At 65.9% G+C, this 17541-nt stretch carries 19 protein-coding genes; 2 read left to right on the top strand and 17 right to left on the bottom strand.

What is annotated here, in order from left to right:
* Positions 1–51 precede the first annotated feature (51 nt).
* The 4 genes from QX039_RS12945 to QX039_RS12930 form a co-directional block, all read right to left on the bottom strand.
* The gene (locus tag QX039_RS12945) at positions 52–684 is read right to left on the bottom strand and encodes a hypothetical protein (RefSeq protein ID WP_315736735.1); all 633 of its coding nucleotides are present in this window, start codon (positions 682–684) and stop codon (positions 52–54) included.
* A complete protein-coding gene (locus QX039_RS12940) occupies positions 681–1211 on the bottom strand; it encodes a c-type cytochrome (RefSeq protein WP_315736734.1) in 531 nt (176 codons plus the stop codon). Before QX039_RS12940 ends, QX039_RS12945 begins: the two co-directional genes overlap by 4 nt.
* 66 nt (positions 1212–1277) lie before the next feature.
* On the bottom strand, positions 1278–3056 hold the full coding sequence (locus QX039_RS12935; RefSeq protein WP_315736733.1) for a PQQ-dependent dehydrogenase, methanol/ethanol family: 1779 nt from the start codon (positions 3054–3056) through the stop codon (positions 1278–1280).
* A 91-nt stretch (positions 3057–3147) separates the two neighbouring features.
* Positions 3148–3540 carry a copper chaperone PCu(A)C gene (locus tag QX039_RS12930; RefSeq protein WP_409998849.1) on the bottom strand — a complete coding sequence of 131 codons (393 nt, stop codon included), beginning with the start codon at positions 3538–3540 and terminating at the stop codon, positions 3148–3150.
* Between the two features lie 272 nt (positions 3541–3812).
* Here QX039_RS12930 and QX039_RS12925 point away from each other — a divergent pair, with 272 nt between their 5' ends.
* Both QX039_RS12925 and QX039_RS12920 read left to right on the top strand, forming a co-directional pair.
* Positions 3813–4526: a GntR family transcriptional regulator gene (locus tag QX039_RS12925; RefSeq protein WP_315736731.1), complete on the top strand. Its 714-nt coding sequence runs from the start codon at positions 3813–3815 to the stop codon at positions 4524–4526.
* A 100-nt stretch (positions 4527–4626) separates the two neighbouring features.
* Positions 4627–5313 (top strand): GntR family transcriptional regulator, encoded by a 687-nt coding sequence (locus QX039_RS12920; protein WP_315736729.1) that lies wholly within the window; start codon positions 4627–4629, stop codon positions 5311–5313.
* A 121-nt stretch (positions 5314–5434) separates the two neighbouring features.
* On the opposite strand, the gene QX039_RS12915 is transcribed toward QX039_RS12920, so the two are convergent.
* Genes QX039_RS12915 through QX039_RS12855 form a run of 13 tightly spaced genes read right to left on the bottom strand, consistent with a single transcriptional unit; the run spans position 5435 to position 17330 of the window.
* Positions 5435–6802 (bottom strand): sensor histidine kinase, encoded by a 1368-nt coding sequence (locus QX039_RS12915; protein WP_315736728.1) that lies wholly within the window; start codon positions 6800–6802, stop codon positions 5435–5437.
* The gene (locus QX039_RS12910) at positions 6777–8234 is read right to left on the bottom strand and encodes a sigma-54 dependent transcriptional regulator (RefSeq protein WP_315736727.1); all 1458 of its coding nucleotides are present in this window, start codon (positions 8232–8234) and stop codon (positions 6777–6779) included. Before QX039_RS12910 ends, QX039_RS12915 begins: the two co-directional genes overlap by 26 nt.
* A gap of 8 nt (positions 8235–8242) precedes the next feature.
* A complete protein-coding gene (hypE, locus tag QX039_RS12905; protein WP_315736726.1) occupies positions 8243–9283 on the bottom strand; it encodes a hydrogenase expression/formation protein HypE in 1041 nt (346 codons plus the stop codon).
* Complete coding sequence (gene hypD / locus QX039_RS12900) at positions 9280–10407, bottom strand: hydrogenase formation protein HypD (protein WP_315736725.1); 1128 nt, start codon at positions 10405–10407, stop codon at positions 9280–9282. The genes hypE and hypD overlap by 4 nt, the downstream gene beginning before the upstream one ends.
* Entirely contained in the window at positions 10404–10640 is a 237-nt protein-coding gene (locus QX039_RS12895; RefSeq protein WP_315736723.1) for a HypC/HybG/HupF family hydrogenase formation chaperone, read from the bottom strand. The genes hypD and QX039_RS12895 overlap by 4 nt, the downstream gene beginning before the upstream one ends.
* Positions 10640–12907, bottom strand: a complete 2268-nt coding sequence (gene hypF, locus QX039_RS12890) for a carbamoyltransferase HypF (RefSeq protein ID WP_315736722.1) — start codon at positions 12905–12907, stop codon at positions 10640–10642. Before hypF ends, QX039_RS12895 begins: the two co-directional genes overlap by 1 nt.
* Positions 12904–13872: a hydrogenase nickel incorporation protein HypB gene (hypB, locus tag QX039_RS12885; protein WP_315736721.1), complete on the bottom strand. Its 969-nt coding sequence runs from the start codon at positions 13870–13872 to the stop codon at positions 12904–12906. Before hypB ends, hypF begins: the two co-directional genes overlap by 4 nt.
* Positions 13872–14213, bottom strand: coding sequence for a hydrogenase maturation nickel metallochaperone HypA (gene hypA / locus QX039_RS12880; RefSeq protein WP_315736719.1), 342 nt, complete (start codon positions 14211–14213; stop codon positions 13872–13874). The genes hypB and hypA overlap by 1 nt, the downstream gene beginning before the upstream one ends.
* Complete coding sequence (locus tag QX039_RS12875) at positions 14206–15312, bottom strand: nickel-dependent hydrogenase large subunit (RefSeq protein ID WP_315736718.1); 1107 nt, start codon at positions 15310–15312, stop codon at positions 14206–14208. The genes hypA and QX039_RS12875 overlap by 8 nt, the downstream gene beginning before the upstream one ends.
* The gene (gene hybE / locus QX039_RS12870) at positions 15309–15818 is read right to left on the bottom strand and encodes a [NiFe]-hydrogenase assembly chaperone HybE (protein WP_315736716.1); all 510 of its coding nucleotides are present in this window, start codon (positions 15816–15818) and stop codon (positions 15309–15311) included. Before hybE ends, QX039_RS12875 begins: the two co-directional genes overlap by 4 nt.
* Positions 15815–16027, bottom strand: coding sequence for a rubredoxin (locus QX039_RS12865; RefSeq protein ID WP_315736715.1), 213 nt, complete (start codon positions 16025–16027; stop codon positions 15815–15817). The genes hybE and QX039_RS12865 overlap by 4 nt, the downstream gene beginning before the upstream one ends.
* A complete protein-coding gene (locus QX039_RS12860) occupies positions 16024–16887 on the bottom strand; it encodes a hydrogenase expression/formation protein (RefSeq protein ID WP_315736714.1) in 864 nt (287 codons plus the stop codon). Before QX039_RS12860 ends, QX039_RS12865 begins: the two co-directional genes overlap by 4 nt.
* Positions 16884–17330, bottom strand: a complete 447-nt coding sequence (locus QX039_RS12855; RefSeq protein WP_315736712.1) for a hydrogenase accessory protein — start codon at positions 17328–17330, stop codon at positions 16884–16886. The genes QX039_RS12860 and QX039_RS12855 overlap by 4 nt, the downstream gene beginning before the upstream one ends.
* Between the last annotated feature and the right edge of the window lie 211 nt (positions 17331–17541).

Genomic DNA, 17541 nt, shown 5'->3' with positions numbered 1-17541 from the left:
CGACGCCGACTGGCGCGCCTCCAGCGGAGCGCGATGAAGGTCGGCGGCGGGCTAGTTGATATCCTTGGTGATCCGCACCAGCGTCTGATCGACGAAGCTCTTGGCGTCCTGATCCGGCTTGCGGAACAGCTCGCGCTCGACCGTCAGCGTTCGGCCGGGCACCGTCTTCTTGCAGACCTCGCGCAGGAACACGCCGCCGACGGGCTGCTCGCCTGCGGTCGGCTGCTGCTCCTTGCAGTCCCAGCCCTCGGCGCCATAGCGCGACTTCACCTGGTTGCCGAGCAGGAACGCCTTCTTGCGAATATAGAGCCGCGCCTTCGGATCGGTCTCGATCGTCAGGCCGGTGACGGTGCCCTTGTCGTCGACCAGGACCGTCAGCAGCACGGGATGACCGGCCACCTTGGTGCCGTCCTGGCTGGTCTCCGGATCGAAATCGAAACGCACCGCATGCCGCGCCTGCTCGTCCGCGGGACAATCGCGCCACGCCGACCACGCATTGAGCTTGCGATTCGGATCCTTGGCGCAGGTCAGATTGACATAGCCCTCACTAGGCAGGTCGCCGACCGGCATGCCGACGGTGATGTCACGCAGATCGTAGTTCGGCACGGCCTGCGCGGAGGCCGCATACGTCAAGAAGGACAGCACGAACGTGGCGAAGATCGCAGCGCAGGTTGGCCGTTTCATTTCGATGGCTCGCTTGCAGGCTTGCTGGCATTCGCCTTGTAGATATCGCAGACCCGGGACGTGTTGCCGAAGAAGGCGGTACACTCGTCGTAGCTCGGCTCGCCGCGTCCCTTGATGTGCGCGAGCACGTAGTCCGCGACCGCCTCGATATCGTTGGGCCGCAGGAACACGCCGCCTTCGGGCGGCATGCGCTCGCCGACATCCTGGCGGCTCAGGTCGTAGCACTTCGCCGTGTCATAGGAGCCTCGCGCAAAGTACGGCATGCCCGTGCCGGGACGGCCGCAGGTGACGGTCTCGACGATGTGCTGGCGGTCGAGCTCGGTCTTGCGCAGCGACAGCGCGTCGCCGCCGTAGCCGCCGCCGCCATTGCCGTGCCATTTGTGGCAGCCGACACAGTTCGCACGCTTGAACACGGCTTTGCCGGCATCGGTCGGATCTGCCGGCGCCGCAGACTGCGCCAATGCGAGCGAAGCGGAGCCGAGGACGAGAGCCGACGCCACAGCGAGTGTGATCGCACTGAGTTTCATCTGTTTTTCTTGTCGAACAGGGGGTGAGGACGGAGCGGAGGCTATGCCTCCGCTCCGCAATCGACTTCACAGCGAGAAGACGTAGAGCATCGAGCCGGGCTGGATCTTCTTCAGCTCGGGCGTGGATTCGATGAACCACTTGTCCCAGGCGCCGCCGAGACCGACCAGGATCGCGACATACTGCTTGCCGTCGACCGAGAACGTCACGGGAGGCGCATTGACGCCGCCGCCGGTGTTGAACTCCCACAGCTTCTGCAGCGTCTTGGCATCGAGCGCCATCACCTCGCCCGAGGGCTGGCCGGTGAAGACGAGATCAGGCGTCGAAAGCATGCCCCCGAGGTTCGGGAACGGCGTCTCCAACTTGCCGGCGATCTTGCCGGTGGTGACGTCGATCGCGGTCACGCTGCCCGTGATCTTGAACGGCTGGCTCGGTCCGCCACCGGTCCAGAATTCGCGCGGCTTGAGCTTGTCCTTGGTCGCCTCCTCGACGGTGATCCGGTTGCAGCTCTCGATGACAGGGATGTACCAGAGCTTCAGGTCCGGATTGTAGGAGGTCGGCGGCCAGTTCTTGCCGCCCATGTTGCCCGGGCAGATGTCCGCGACCTTGTTCTCGCGATGCGGCGTCACCGACGCATTGTAGCGCTGCACCGGGTTCTTCGGATCATACTCGATCGGCTTGCCGGTCTCGGCATCGAGCCCCTTGGTCCAGGTGACCTTCTTGACGAAGGGCAGACCCCAGACGAACTTGCCGCTGGTGCGGTCGATCGCATAGGCGAAGCCATTGCGGTCGGCTTCGAGCGCGAGCTTCAGGGTCGAGCCGTTCGGCGCGGGCACATCGACCAGGACGTTCTCGGCGACGCTATCGTAGTCGTAGGGATCGTTCGGCGTGTGCTGATAGTGCCACTTGATCTTGCCGGTGTTGGCATCGAGCGCCAGCGAGCTGTCGGTGTAGAGGTTGTCGCCCGGACGATAGGCGTTGTCCCAGTCCGGACCGGGATTGCCGACGCCCCAGATGATGGTGTCGGTCGCCGGATCATAGGTGCCCGTGACCCAGGTCGAGCCGCCGCCGGCCGCAGCCGCGTCGTTGCTGTCCTTCCAGGTCTCGCTGCCCGGCTCGCCCTTCCCCGGAATGGTGTGGGTGCGCCAGACCTCCTTCTGCGTGCCGAGATCGGTCGCCGCGATCCAACCGCGGATGCCGTATTCGGCGCCGGCCACGCCCGAGATCGCCATGTTCTTCACGATCAGCGGCGCACCGGTGATGACCTCGCCCTTGTCGGGATCGGCAACCTGGCGCTGCCAGGCAACCTGGCCGGTCTCCTTGTTGGTCGCAATCAGGCGGCCGTCGAGCGTGTGCGAGACGACCAGATCGCCCCACAGCGCGACGCCGCGATTGTCGACGCCGCAGCAGGCGATGGCGCCGGCCCAGTCGTGATCCGTCTTCGGATCCATCTTCCAGACCAGTTGGCCCTTGCCACCGCGCGCGTCGATCTTGTAGACCGAGCCCCAGCCGTCGGTGACGTAGATCATGCCGTTCTCGACGATCGGCGTGCCTTCGAGACCGCCGTGGCTCCAGATGCCGCCGCCCTCGACGCCGCCGAGATGCATCGTCCAGGCGACCTTCAGGTTCTTGACGTTATCCTTGTTGATCTCCTTCAGTGCCGAGAACCGTGTGCCCGAATAGTTCTTGTGATGGTGGAGCCAGTTGCCGGCTTCCTTGTCGGCGTTAAGCAGCCGCTCGGGGGTCATCTCGTCGGCGGCCTGCGCCGGCGATGCAAGCTGGAAACAGGCGAAGGCTGCGCTGGCCAGCAGCACCGCCCGCAGGGTCGACCTGACGTTAGTCCTCATCGTTTCCTTCTCCCATTATATTGATTATGAGTTGGAGCGAATACCACTCCGCCAAGCCCGAAGGCGGAGGGCAGCAGGCGACAAACACGCTTCAAGGCGACTTGCGAACCTCGACCTCCGTTTCGATGGATCCTGCTTTCTGGAATACGATCGTGCAGGTGAAGCGCTTGCCTGGCTCGAGCGGCTCCCGCGTCTGCAGCAGCATCACGTGATAGGCGGTCGGCAGCAGCACCAGCGTGCTGCCCGCGGCAATTGGAATGTTGGGAATGGAGCGCATCGCCGGCGCGCCTTCGCCGCGGTCGACGGTGTGCCGCTCCGAGAAATTGGCGATCGGACAACGCACGCGCATCAAGGCTTCCGGCGCGGTCGTGTCATTCTTGATCGTGATCAGCAACGGGATGTCGCGTCCCACCTCGGGCGCCGCCGGCACCCACGCATCGGACAAGGTCAGGCCTTCTCCGGCCGCCCCGAGCGCAGGCGCCATCGCGGCGAACGACGCGACCGAGGCCACCAGCAATGCCCGCGACACCGCCAGCATAACGCCGGCGCGCACGCGGCCCTCCGAGCGCGCAGACCAAACCTGCTCGCGCTCCAGACTGGTCGGATCTTCCGACAACGGAGTCCCTCCCTATTTGGCCGCTTTTTAACTTGCCTTAACGCAGCGTCCTTTTTTTGAATTCGTACTCTGAATTCGAATACCTTCGCAAATGGATTTTCGGACTTGACATGCTAATGTGCGGCAAAATGTGGTGACCCATGCGAATCGTGCCCGCCGCTCCCTCTCTGGTCGACCAGGTCGTCGAAGCGATCACTGACGAGATCGTCAGCGGCGTTCTCACGCCGGGCTCGCGGCTGATCCAGGACGATCTGGCCCAGGCTTATGGGGTATCGCGCCAGCCAGTTCAGCAGGCGCTGATCCTGCTCCGCGGCTGCGGGCTGGTGCAGAGCGCGCCCGGCCGCGGCCTGATCGTGGCGCCGCTCGACCCCGGCTTCGTTCGGGACCTCTATGAGATGCGCGCGGTGCTCGAAGGCCTCGCGGCGCGGCTGGCCGCCGAGCGCGCGAGCGATCGCGCCGCGCGCGAAGGTCCGGCGTACATCGCGGCCGGCCACGAGGCGGTGAAGAGCGGGCTCGTCAACCGCAAGATCGAGACCGACATCGCCTTCCATTGCTTCCTCGGCGACCTCTCCGGCAACGCGCTGATCGGCGAGACGATGGCGCCGCATTGGCCCTGCCTGAAGCGCGTGATGTCCGACGTGCTGCAAAAGGAGCAGAGCATGTCCCGGATGGTCTGGGACGAGCATGAGGACATTCTTGCAGCCGTGATCGAGGGCCGCAGCGACGAGGCCGAACGGCTGAGCCGCGAGCACATTTCACGCGCGGCCAGTGTGTTCATCCATCACCTCGAAATCCAGCAGGACAGCAAGCCCAAGCAGCGGCGAACGCTCACTGCGCGGAAATTCTCGCTATGACCCCGTTCAGACCGACATCGGCCGCAATGCGAGCGCCGGGCTCCGGCACGGCAGCTCCACATTCGCGACCGGACATCACACCTGATCCCGTGGAGGCCGTGTGCCGCCGCTGAAGACACAGCCGAGCCTGACCGAACGCGTCTACGAGCGCATTCTCTCCGACATCGTCGGCGGCGAACTGCCGGAATCGGCCCGCCTCATTCAGGACGATCTGGCCCGCGACCTCGGCGTATCGCGCCAGCCGGTGCAGCAGGCGCTGCTGCTGCTGCGCAATCACGGCTTTGTGCGCGAGGCGCCGGGCCGCGGCCTGGAAGTCGCACCGATCGACACCGACTTCATCCGCAACCTCTATGAAATACGCGCCGTCGCCGAGGGCCTCGCCTGCCGGCTCGCGGCGACCCGCGGCGCCAAGCGAGCGGCCGAGGAAGGCCCGAATTTGATCGAGCAGGGCCGGAGCGCCGAGCGCGAGCATTCGGTCGAGAAGCTGATCGAGGCCGACGTCAAGTTTCATGAATTCCTCTACGAGATCTCCGGCAACTCCGTCATCCAGGACACCACGCTGCCGCATTGGCTGCATCTGCGCCGGCTGATGGGCGAGGTGCTGATGCGCGACGAGACGCCGCGGCGAATCTGGGATCAGCATGAGGACATCCTGCGGGCGGTGATCGCCGGCGATGCGCAGAAGGCCGAGGATCTCGCACGGCAACACATCACGCGAACCGCAACCGTGCTGCTGGCGCGGTTGACCAATCAGCGCGAGCGCGTGCCGGTCGCGACGGCGTCCTGATCACCTCGGGCTTGGCTTCGGCCCGCAACATCCGACGGCACCGCCGTCAGGAACCCCAGCATCGTTTCGAAGGGATACCCAGCATCCCACTTCAGCGTCGGCAGCAGCCCCGCCGCTATGGTCAAGCCGCCGGCAAGCTGAAAGAGAACGTGGCGCCGCCCTGCGGCTCGTTGGTCGCGGACAGCTCGCCGCCGTGCTCGCGGACGATGCCGTAGCTGATCCACAGCCCGAGCCCCGTCCCCTCCCCGACGCGCTTGGTCGTGAAGAACGGCTCGAAGATGCGGGTCAGGTGATCCTTGTCGATGCCGGGGCCGTTATCGGTGATGCGAAAGGCGATCTCGTTGCCCTGGCGCGCCACCGCGACCAGAAGACGCGGCAGGTCGGTCGATCGCATCGCGTCGATCGCGTTCTCCACGAGGTTGACGATCACCTGATGCAGCTGGCCTTCGTTGCCGGAGATCCACAGATCCGGCTCGACCTCGATCTGGATGTCGACACGATGCTGCTTGGTGCGCCCTGCCCACAGCACGGCGGTATTGATCAGCCGTTCGATGTTGACGCGCTCGACCTCGCCGAGCTTCGAGAACGACAGGCGGCGCAGGTTCTTGACGATCTCGCTGATGCGCACCGCACCTTCCAGCGTGCCGTCGATCAGCGGCCCGAAATCCTCCAGGATGGCGTCGATCCTCAGATCCGAGCGAAGCGCGGCGATGTCCTCGCTGACCGGCTGCTCATGGATGGCATCGAGATAGCCGACCAGCGAGGTGCGGTAGCGCATCAGGGTGTGGATGTTGCCATAGACGAAGCTGATCGGATTGTTCAGCTCGTGGGCCACGCCCGCGACGAGCCGGCCGAGGCTTGCCATCTTCTCCTGCTCGACCAATTGCCGCTGCGCCCGCTGCAGCTCCTGATGCGCCTTGTGCAGGGCCTCATAGGCGCGGCGCAGCTCGCCGATCGGACGGCCCGTCAGCACGACGCCGATGAAGCGGCCGCGATGGTCATGCCGCGGCGAGCTGTTGATCGCGAACAGGTCGGAGCTGACGCCGGCCGCCGCGGCAAAGCGCAATTCACCGTCGACCACTTCGGCGCTGCTGCGCGGCTTCAGCAGCGAGACAAGTTTGGGCCGATGATCGGGATCAATCATCTCGGCGATATCGCGACCGGCGATGTCAGCCAAGGCCCGTCCCGATGTCTGCAGAAAGGCGGAGTTGGCCTGCTGCACCGTGCCCCTGGCGTCACAGACGACCAGGATGTCGGAGACGGACTCGATGACATTGGTGACGAACGCCTGGGCTTCCTCGAGCTCGGCGTTCTTGTGCTCGAGATCGACCTCGTAGCGCAGCAGGTCGGAATAGACCTCGTCCATCTTGCGGATCACTTCGATCCACACGCCTTCGCGCTCGCTGTCGAGTTCGAGCGTGCTGCTGCTCGCGATCAGCTTGAGCAGCGTGTCAGCCCCGGACTCAGGAGAGTGAGTGGCCTTTGCCATGTTTCTTCAGATCGTATCTCGACAATTTGTTCCGGAGCCCCACCCGCGACAGGCCGAGCTCGCTGGCGACGCGACTGATGTTACCATCATATTTCTCCAGACAGTGAACGATGATGGTCTTTTCGAGATCCTCGACCCTGTCCTTCAGGCTCCCGGAACCATTGAGCTTGCCATTGGGTATCGCGGGCGCGGCGCGGCGTGCGCTGCGCCGGGCTGCGAACGGCGGACAGCGCAGCTCGTCGGCATCGGCCAGCACGGCCATGCGCTGGATCTCGTTCTGCAGCTCGCGGACATTGCCGGGCCAGTGATAGCGGGAGAATTCCTCCAGCGCCGCCGGTGCGAAACGCAGATCCGGCCGGTTGAACGAGGTCTTCACCGCCGACAGCACACCCTCGGCGATCAGCGGAATGTCCATCGGCCGTTCGCGCAAGGACGGCATGTGCACCGGAAACGCGGCCAGTCGGTAGTAGAGATCGCGGCGGAAGCGGCCGGCCTCGACCTCGGCCTCGAGATCCCGGTTGGTGGCGGCGACCACGCGCACGTCGACCTGGCGCACGCGCTGCGCGCCGAGCGGCCGGATCTCGCTCTCCTGCAGAACGCGCAGGAGCTTGACCTGAAATGCCGGCGAGGTCTCGCCGATCTCGTCGAGAAAGATGGTGCCGCCATCGGCAACCTCGAACAGGCCGATGCGGTCCTGATAGGCGCCGGTGAAGGCGCCCTTCTTGCAGCCGAACAGCTCGCTTTCCAGCAGCTCATCCGGCAGCGCGCCGCAATTCTCGACGACGAACGCCTTGGTGGCCCGCGCGGAGCCGTAGTGAATCGCGCGCGCCAAGAGCTCCTTGCCGGTGCCGGATTCGCCGGTGATCAAGACCGAGATGTCGTAGTCGGCGGCGCGCCGGCCGAGCTCGATCACGTTGCGCATCGGGCTCGCGGCCGAATGCACGATGCGGTCGAAATCGTAGAGCTGCTTGGCGGCGCCGCGCTTGACCGACACCACCTTCTTGATATGGGCCGGCGTGGCCTTCACGTCAACGCCGGCGGTCTCCGTCTCCTTCTGCAGCCGGTACAGCTGCACGGCCTCGCGGACGATCTCGATCAGGCGATCCGGCTGCCAGGGCTTTGTGATGTACTGATAGATGCCGGCCTCGTTGAGGCCGGCGATGATGTCCTCGGAGTCCGAATAGCCGGAGATGATCATCCGTACAGGGTCGGGCCACATCTCGCGTACGCGCTTCAGGAAGCTGACGCCGGACTCCTGCGGCATGCGCTGGTCGCAGATCACGGCATGCACGATCTCGCCTTCGAGCAGTTTCTCGGCATCGTTCGTGTTGCCCGCGCACAAGACCTCGAAATCCTGGTTGAGGACGCGGCGCAGCGCCTCCTGCGACCGGACCTCGTCATCCACGACCAGTATCGTTCCCTGGATGCCCATCGCGCGTCTCAGCAGATCCGCGGCAGCTGCTCGCCGGACAGCCAGTCGACGATGCGGCCGCCGCCGAAGCCCGTCGCCATCTGGACGAAGCGGTGATCATCGGCCACCGCTTCGCCGATCTCGGCGGCATCGCGGCCGAGCGGATGCGCCCGCATGGCGGCGAGCACTGCGCCGGCCACCTCGGGCGCGACCACCGCGACGAGCTTGCCTTCGTTGGCGACATGCAGCGGATCGAGCCCCAGCAGCTCGCAGGCGGCTGCGACCGCAGGCTTCACCGGAATCGATTCCTCCTGCAGGCGGAAGCCGAGATTGGACTGCTGGGCGATCTCGTTCATCGTGGCCGCAACCCCGCCGCGCGTGGGATCGCGCATCAGCCGGATGCCGGCGCCGCCGGCCGCAACCATGTCGGCGACGAGACCGTGCAGCGAGGCCGAGTCCGAGATGATCTCGGTGTCGAAGGTGAGATTCTGCCGCCTCGACATGATGGCGACGCCGTGGTCGCCGAGGCTGCCGGACAGCAGCACGCGGTCGCCGGGCCTGGCCTTGTCGGCTGAGAGATCGAGGCCTTCCGGCAGCACGCCGACGCCGGCCGTCGAAATAAACACGCCATCCGCCTTGCCGCGCTCGACCACCTTGGTATCGCCGGTGATGATCGCGATGCCGGCCTCGCGCGCCGCCACTCCCATCGCATCGGCGATCCGCTTCAGATCGGAAAACGGAACCCCCTCCTCGATGATGAAGCTCGCCGACAGATACAGCGGCCTGGCGCCGGCCATGGCAATGTCGTTGACCGTGCCGTGCACCGCCAGCGAGCCGATATTGCCGCCGGGGAAAAACAGCGGCGACACCACATAGCCATCGGTCGTCATCACCATGCGGCCGGCCGCAACGTCGAACGCCGACTGATCGTTGCCTCGCGTCAGCCATTCGTTGCCGAACGCCTCGTGGAACAGGCCGGCAATCAGTTGCGCCATCGCGCGGCCGCCGGCGCCGTGCGAGAGATCGACGCAGCCATTCTTCAGGTCGAGCCGGCGCTGATGCATGCTCATGATGCAAGCCTCCGCTGATGGTCGCGGAAGCGGCCATAGGTCCAATGCGCCGCGCAGGCGCCTTCCGACGACACCATGCAGGAGCCGATCGGCGTCTCCGGCGTGCAGGCGGTGCCGAACAGCCGGCAGTCCACCGGCTTCTTCAGGCCGCGCAGAATGGCCGGACATTCGCAGGCCGGATTGTCGGCCACCACCAGCTCGGACATGGCAAAGCGCAGCTCGGCATCGAGATGCGCAAAGCCGGGCCGCAATTTCAATGCGCTCGCCGGAATGCTGCCGAGGCCGCGCCATTCGAACTGGTCGCGCAGTTCGAAGATCTCGGCGACCTCGCGGATGGCGCGCTGGTTGCCGCTGCCGGTGACGGCGCGACGATACTGGTTCTCCACCTCGTGGCGGCCGTCATTGACCTGCTCGATCAGCATCAGGATCGCCTGCATCATGTCGAGCGGCTCGAAGCCCGCGATCACGACGGGCTTGCCGTCATCGCGCGCGAACGGCGCGTAGGGCTCGGTGCCGATCACGGTCGAGACATGCGCCGGTCCGACGAAGCCGTCGATCTCGACCGTGTCGTCGCTGTCGAGGATCGCGCGCATCGCCGGCGGCGTCAGCACGTGGTTGCAGAACACGGTGAAGTTCGACAATTGCTTCTTCTCGGCGGCCCGGATCATCACGGCGGTCGGCGGCGTCGTGGTCTCGAAGCCGATGGCGAAGAACACCACCTCGCGACCGGGATTCTGCTCGGCCAGCGCGATCGCATCCAGCGTCGAATACACCATGCGGATGTCGGCGCCGCGCGCCTTCGCCTTGAGCAGCGAGGACCCGCGCGAGCCCGGCACGCGCATCAGGTCGCCATAGACGCAGAGGATGACCTCGGGGCGTTCGGCCAGCGCGATCGCCATGTCGATGCGCCCGGCCGGCAGCACGCAGACCGGGCAGCCGGGGCCGTGGATCATGCGCACATTGTCCGGCAGCATGTCCTCGAGGCCATAGCGCGCGATCGCATGGGTATGGCCGCCGCAGAACTCCATGAAGCGATAGGCGCGCGCCGGATCGGCCTTGGCGCGGATGGCGCGCGCAAGACCTGTCGCCAGCTCCTTGTCGCGAAATTCGTCGGCATATTTCATGGCCTGACCTCCGCCACAGCCTCGCCCATCTGCCGGAGCAGGTCGAGCGTCTCGCGCGCCTCCTCCGGATCGATCTTGGCCAGCGCATGGCCGACATGAAGAATGACGTAGTCGCCGACGGCGATCTCCTCGATCAGCGCGATCGAGACCTCCTTGCTGACGCCGTCAATCGAGACGATCGCCATGTCGTCAGGCAAGAGCTTGATCACCTCGGCGGGAATGGCCAGACACATCAGACGGTCCCTCCAGACAGCACATTGCTTTGTGTGAGATGCAGACCAGCCACCCAGGCCTGCCCGAGGCTGAGGCCGCCGTCATTGGGCGGCAGCCGGCGCGGCAGCAGCGGATCGAGGCCTGCGGAACGGCAGCCGCGCACGACCTGCTCGGCCAGATGCGCATTGAGGAAGCAGCCGCCGCTCAGCACGATCGTGCCGATGCCAGTCGCGCGCGAAGCTCTCGCGATCCAGTCGACGCAGGCCGCGGCCAACGTGCCGTGAAACAGCCCCGCCGCTTCGACAGTGTCGAGATCACGCGCGATCAGATGCGCGAGCAGCGGCCGCAGCGACAGCACGCCATCGGCAATGGTCCAGCCGCGCTCAAGCGTCGCCGGTTCACGCACCAGCGCCTCCAGCTTCATGGCCGCCTCGCCTTCATAGCTCTGCACCGTGCTGACACCGAGCAAACCAGCTACGGCATCGAACAGCCGGCCGGCGCTGGTGGTGACCGCGGTATCGGCAAGGTCTAGCAGCGTGACTATGTTGCGCGACTGGGGCTGCGCTACGAAACGCCGCTCGATCTCGTCACCGCGACCGAAATCGTGCAGCACTGACGCCGCCATCCGCCACGGCTCCCGTGCGGCCCGGTCGCCGCCCGGCATCTTCAATGGGGCGAGATGGCCGAGGCGCTGGAAGCCAGCGCCGTCGCACGACAGCAATTCACCGCCCCAGGCGCCGCCATCGCTGCCATAGCCGTAGCCATCCAGCACCAGCGCGAGGGCGGGGCCGGTCACGCCCTGTTCGGCCATGACGGAAGCCGCATGCGCATGGTGATGCTGCACGGGCAACGTCGGCAGACCTCGTGCCTGCGCGAACCGGGTCGACGCCATGTCCGGATGCAGGTCATGCGCGATCGCGACCGGCTCGACGTCGAGGATGGAGGTGAGATGCGCGATCGTCTCCTCGAAGAAGCGGATCGCGGCTGCCGTGTCGAGATCACCGAGATGCTGCGACACGAACGCCTCGTCGCCGCGCGTTACCGTCACCGTCGCCTTCAGATGAGCGCCGACCGCGAGCACCGGCGGCCCGGCACGTGCGAGCCGGATCGGCTCCGGTACATAGCCGCGCGCACGCCTGACGAAGCGGGGAACGCCGGCCACGACAGCAAGCACGGAATCGTCGGCGCGGATGACGATGTCTCGGTCATGGGTAACGATCAGATCCGCGATATCAGCCAGACCGCTCCTCGCTTCATCATTGTCGGTCAGCAGCGGCTCCCCGCTCGGATTGGCGCTGGTGCAGACCAGCGCCCATGGTCCGTCGGCAGCCGCGCGGCGGCCCGCCTCCAGCACATGGAAGATCAGATGATGCAGCGGAGCGACCGGCAGCATCACGCCGATCTTTGCGAGGCCTGGTGCGACCGAGGACGCAACACGCTGGCGTGAGCGCAACAGCACGATCGGCCGCGCCACCTGCTCCAGCAGCGCGCGCTCAGGCGCGTCGATCTCGGCAATCTCAGTTGCAGCGTCGGCCGTGGCCAACATCACGGCGAACGGCTTGCCGTCGCGCTGCTTACGGGCGCGCAGCCGCTGGACGGCCTGCTCATCTCGCGCATCACAGAGCAACTGATAGCCGCCGAGCCCCTTGACGGCGACGATCCTGCCATTCGCGAGCGCGGCCGCGATCTCATCGATGCCATGGCTGAGCCGCGGCCCGCAGCTTGGACACGAGATCGCCTCGGCATGAAAGCGGCGCCCTGCGCGATCTTCGTAGTCGGACCGGCACGCCTCGCACATCGGAAAGCGCTTCATCGCCGTGGACGGGCGATCGTAAGGCAGGCGTTCGGCGATGGTGAAGCGCGGGCCGCAATGGGTGCAGTTGACGAAGGGGTAGAGATGGAAGCGGCTGCCGGGATCGAACAACTCGGCCAGGCACGCGGCACAGGTGGCGGCGTCCGGCACGATCCGCGTCGTGACGCGCCCACTCACGCTCTCGGCAATCCGGAAGCCCGTGCCGGCGTCGGCCACGATCGGCTCGACGGCGATGTCGTCGATGCGCGCCAGTGGCGGCGTCTGCCGCGGCAGAGCCTCGACGAATTCGGCGACCTCGTCGCCCTCGACCTCGATCAGCACGCCATCAGCATCGTTGGCGACGAAGCCGCCGAGCCGATGGCGGATCGCCAAGCCATGGACATAGGGACGAAAGCCGACGCCCTGCACGGCACCGCGGACGCGGAGCCGGAGGCGCGTATGGTTCGCCGCCGATGTCCGGCCGGGCGTGCTCATCCCTGCACCGCGTTCATCGCGCTCGCCCGCATCCGGTCCGACTGCTTCCTGATCCAGGCGTAGAACGCCGAGAGGCCCTCGCCGGTCTTGGCCGAGATCGTCAGGACCTCGATCTTCGGATTGACGCGGCGGGCATATTCGATCGTCTGCGCAAGGTCGAAATCGAGCACCGGCGCCAGGTCGATCTTGTTGATCAGCATCAGCGATGACGCTGCAAACATGTCGGGATATTTGAGCGGCTTGTCCTCGCCCTCGGTGGTCGAGAACACGACGATCTTGCAGGCCTCGCCGAGATCGAAGGCGGCCGGACACACGAGGTTGCCGACATTCTCGATGAACAGCAGCCCGCCGCGCAGTGCCGGCAGCCGGCCATAGGCTTCGCCGATCATGGCCGCATCGAGATGGCAGCCCTTGCCGGTATTGATCTGGATCGCCGGAACGCCGGTGGCGCGGATGCGCTCGGCATCGTTGGAGGTCTGCTGGTCGCCCTCGATCACCGCGACAGGCCGGCTCTGCTTGAGATCGGAGACGGCGCGGACCAGCAGCGAGGTCTTCCCGGCGCCCGGGCTGGAGACGAAGTTGAATGCCAGCACGTCATGCGCGGCGAAGCGTGCGCGGTTCTCGGCCGCGAGCCGGTTGTTCTTGCCGAGAATGTCGCGTTCGATCTGGATGATGCGTCCGCTGGAGAGACCGGCAACCTCCTGCCCCGCAGGGTTGGCCGAGCAGTCGATGCGGTCGGCGGCGTGATCATGATGGTGGTCATGCGCGTGACCGTGATCATCATGGTCATGATCATGGTGATGGTGACCATGCTCGTGATCATGATCATGGCAGTGATGGCCGTGATGATGATGATGTCCGGACTGATCATGTCCATGAGCATGTTGGTGCTCACCGTGATCGTGATGATGATCACCGGATTCGACGGAGGACTTGCCGTCACTGCAGCCGCACACCGTGCACATTACTCGACCTCCAGCTCCTTGACCCGCATGTCCTCACCGCCCGTGACCTGCAGCTGATGACTGCCGCAGGCCGGACAAGGCGCGTAGCGTTGGCTGATCTCGACGCTGCGCGAACAGCCCAGGCACCACGCCGTGCCCGGCTGTTCGATGATCTCGAGCGCCGCCCCCTGCAACAGGGTCTTCGCGGTCACCGCCTCGAAACAGAATCGCAGCGCCTCCGGCGCGACATGGCTGAGCGCACCGATCTCCAGCCACACCGTCTTCACCGTGGAGAAGGCGCCCTTGCGCGCCTCCTGCTCGACGATCTCGACGATGCCTTCGCACAGCGCCATCTCATGCATCGGCCATCTCCCGGAATGCCAGGTGATAGCCGACGCAGGGATCGAACGATCCGACCATCGTATTGATGGCCTCGCGATCGCCCGTTCCGCGCAGCGCAGCCCCGGTGAGGCTCCTCACGACAGGGCCGCGCGGGTGAAAATTCCATTCCGTCGGCGCCAGATACTCGAAACGCGAGACCGCGCCGTGCGCATCCAGCTCGATTGCGTGATGCAGCCGGCCGCGGGCGCATTCAACCGCGGCGCCGCCGCGCCGCGACCCGAGCGCGTAGCTCGCGATGGCATGCTGGTCGGCCGCTTCGTCCTCAGCCTCGCCGGCCTCGATCCAGCGGAACAGCTCGGCAACCTCGGTGATCTTGGCTGAGAGGCGTTCGACGGGACCGGCTGATGCCAACTGATGGCGCTCCGCATACCGGGCCCAGACCCCGGTCTCCGGAGCCCGGCCGTCGAGTTCCGGAGCCTCAGCAAAGGCAGATCCCACGTCCATCAATTGCGCGACGATGACGTCATCGTCGGCGGCCGACAGGATGTCGTGCGCGGCCGGCATGTGCCTCCATCCTCCATCGTCGACGGCTTTCCGGGCCGAGTCCATCAGAGATGCAAGCGGAGTTTCCGGTAGAACCGGCTCCGCTGGCAAGCCTATGCCCAGGACCACCATGTCCGTCTTGATTTGAGACAAGGTTGCAGCGCGAGATTGCTGCTGGGTGTCAGCGCCGGAATGCATCTGCAGCGACGCGACCGCCTGCAAGAGCCGTTGCGCCAGCTGCGCGTCACTGCGATTTTGCGCAAATGGCGCGATCAGCAGACCGCGCATAAGCTCGGCGAAGCGCTCCACCACCACGGCCTTGATCCGACGGTGACGGGTCAACGGCGGCGCCTGCTCGCCGCGCGCCGCTTCCATCGCCGAGAGCAGCGCGACCCGGTGCGCACTGGCGCACAGCGAGAACAACCGCGGCAGGGCCGCGAGCAGCATCTCGGCCGGCTTGCCAGCGAACAGCCGTCCCAGCGGCGGCCTCGTGCGCGGCTGAATGTCGACGCCTGTGATCAGCCGATCGGCGACCGACAGCGTCACGTCGATGCGGTTGCGAAAGGTGAGGGTCATGCGCGGCCCTCGGAGAGGGTGCCGCGCAGGAACGCACGGCGATCGATCGCGCCCGATGCCTTCGCAGCGCGTTCAGACGACGGCTCATCATCGGGCGCCGTCATCAGCGCGGCGAGCGCAGCCTCCGCCGCCGCACGCGCCGCGGCCATGTCCTCGAACTGGAACATCGGCGAGAACAGCGAGCAACTCGCGATCCGACCGACCTCGGCAACATCGCCGATCGTGAATTCGAACGAGCCGGCCGGAAGCACGATCTTGACGACGGATCCCGCGGCGCCTTGTGCGGCCGGAGTGACCACGTTCATGAACCAGGGCGTGACGACGATGCCGAGGATGCGGCCGTCGACCACTGAAAATCCGATCGCCTCGACGTCGAGCGCGTCGTGATAGATCGGCAGCTCGCGCATCGCACGAGCGCCGATCTCACGATAGACGCCGGCAAGACGCGCGCCCCACGCGGCCGGCGTGACGTCCGACGTCCCCTGCCCGACCGCCTCAGGGCTCATGGCTCGACCACCATGAACTTGGCTTTCGGCGCATCGCAGTTCGGGCAATGCCAGTCATCCGGCAAGGCCGCGAACGGCGTGCCCGGCGGAATCTGCGCCACGCCATCCCCCTCGGCCGGGTCGTAGCGCGTCCAGCAGATGCCGCACTCCAGCAGCACGTCATCAGCGAGATCGCTGCGGACACCGAAATTCTCGAAGCCGCCGCTCATGTGAAATAGGCCTCGATGATCTGGGTCAGACGCTCGGCCGAATCCTCGAAATCCTCAGCCGCGGCGAGCGCGACCACCGGCACACCGCCGACCTCGAGGGTGTCGAGAATGATCGTGTCCATGGCGTTGAAGAACTGCACCGACCAGACATGACGGATGCCGGTCGCGAGCACGCGGCAGGTGCCGTAGCCACGCGACATCAGCTGGATCGGACCGTTGCCGAGCGTCTGCTGCAGGAAGCTCATGTCGGTTGGGCTCATCGGCAGCAGCGTGAAGTTGATGGTCTGCGAGCGCTGACCTGGTCGCCAGGACAGCGCGCGCTCGCGGATCTCGGCGAGCACCGGCAGCGCGTTCATGGTGCCCTCGGGCACAGGGCCGATCACGATGTCACCTGCAGTCAGATCGGCGGCGGCGCGCGATACGATCTCCGGGACGGCGCCGATTTCGACGTAGTCGTGTCGCTCGTCCGCCTCCAGCCGCACCCGCCATATTCCGGCGAGCACCGATTCCTGGATCTGAGCCAGCGTGCCGTCGGGAAGAGCCACGACGCCGGCGACCTCGCCCTCGCCCAGCACGTCGTCGATCAGCCGGCGCTCGAGATCGTTGAGGCCCTCGAGCCGGAATAATTGCGTCGGCGCGCCGGCGGTCTGCGCCGCGATGGCCGCTGCAATCGTCGACAACAGCTCGACCGCCCGCGGGCAGCTCCGCGCCAACGCCTCCGAGTCGAGCGAGGCCAGCTTGGCCAGGGCCCCGGACGCGGTCAGCCCCTTGTGCGAGGTATCGAGCGCCTCTTCGCCGATCGGAAAGATGTTGACCGGCTCCTCGGCTCCTTCAGGCGCGATCCAGAATCCCGGCTTCATCGCTCGGCTCCCGCAGGCTGATGGACTGGGACGATGCTGGCAACGACCGTTGCAGTCGCGCCCTGCGGCCGGTCGATCAGCCGCGAGATGCGATCGACATAGACAGACCAGTCCTGGATCTTGGCGATCAGGCCGAGCGTCTCCGCCCCGCGGCACAGGATCAGGCTCGGCTGCACGCGCACGCCGAAGCGCGTCCCGAGCTCCGCCTCCGCGTCGCGCGCGATGACCGCGCCACGCAGCCGGCCGTGAAACGCGGTGATCAGCTCCGGCAGCACGATGGCCACATCGAGCGCCTCCGGAAACCGCGCGGGATCACCGGCCGACAGCAGCACGGCGACCAGCCCGGCGCGATCGGCCTCGGCGAGAAAGGCGTCGACGGTGCCGGCATCGACCTCCGGCAACCCGCCTCGCATGCGCGCGGGGTCACGCTGCTGCATTTCCATCGACGTTTCTCCCTGACCAGTTATCGTTGCCGTGCTCTCCATGTTAGCAATCAACGTGCCAGACGCCCGCGCGACAGCGGAACGCTCAATACGTTGAAATATCTCATATTTTTATTGAAATTAAGAGCTCCGCAATCAATCGGAAAGCCGCTTTCCAGACAATGTCCGGCAACTTACTTTACTTATGGATATCTTGTTGCCAGGAATCTGA

The organism is Bradyrhizobium sp. SZCCHNR1043 (assembly GCF_032489675.1).
Classification (GTDB): Bacteria; Pseudomonadota; Alphaproteobacteria; order Rhizobiales; family Xanthobacteraceae; genus Bradyrhizobium.
The sequence above is the reverse complement of the archived record's forward strand: the minus strand, read 5'-3'. Positions and strand labels throughout refer to the sequence as shown.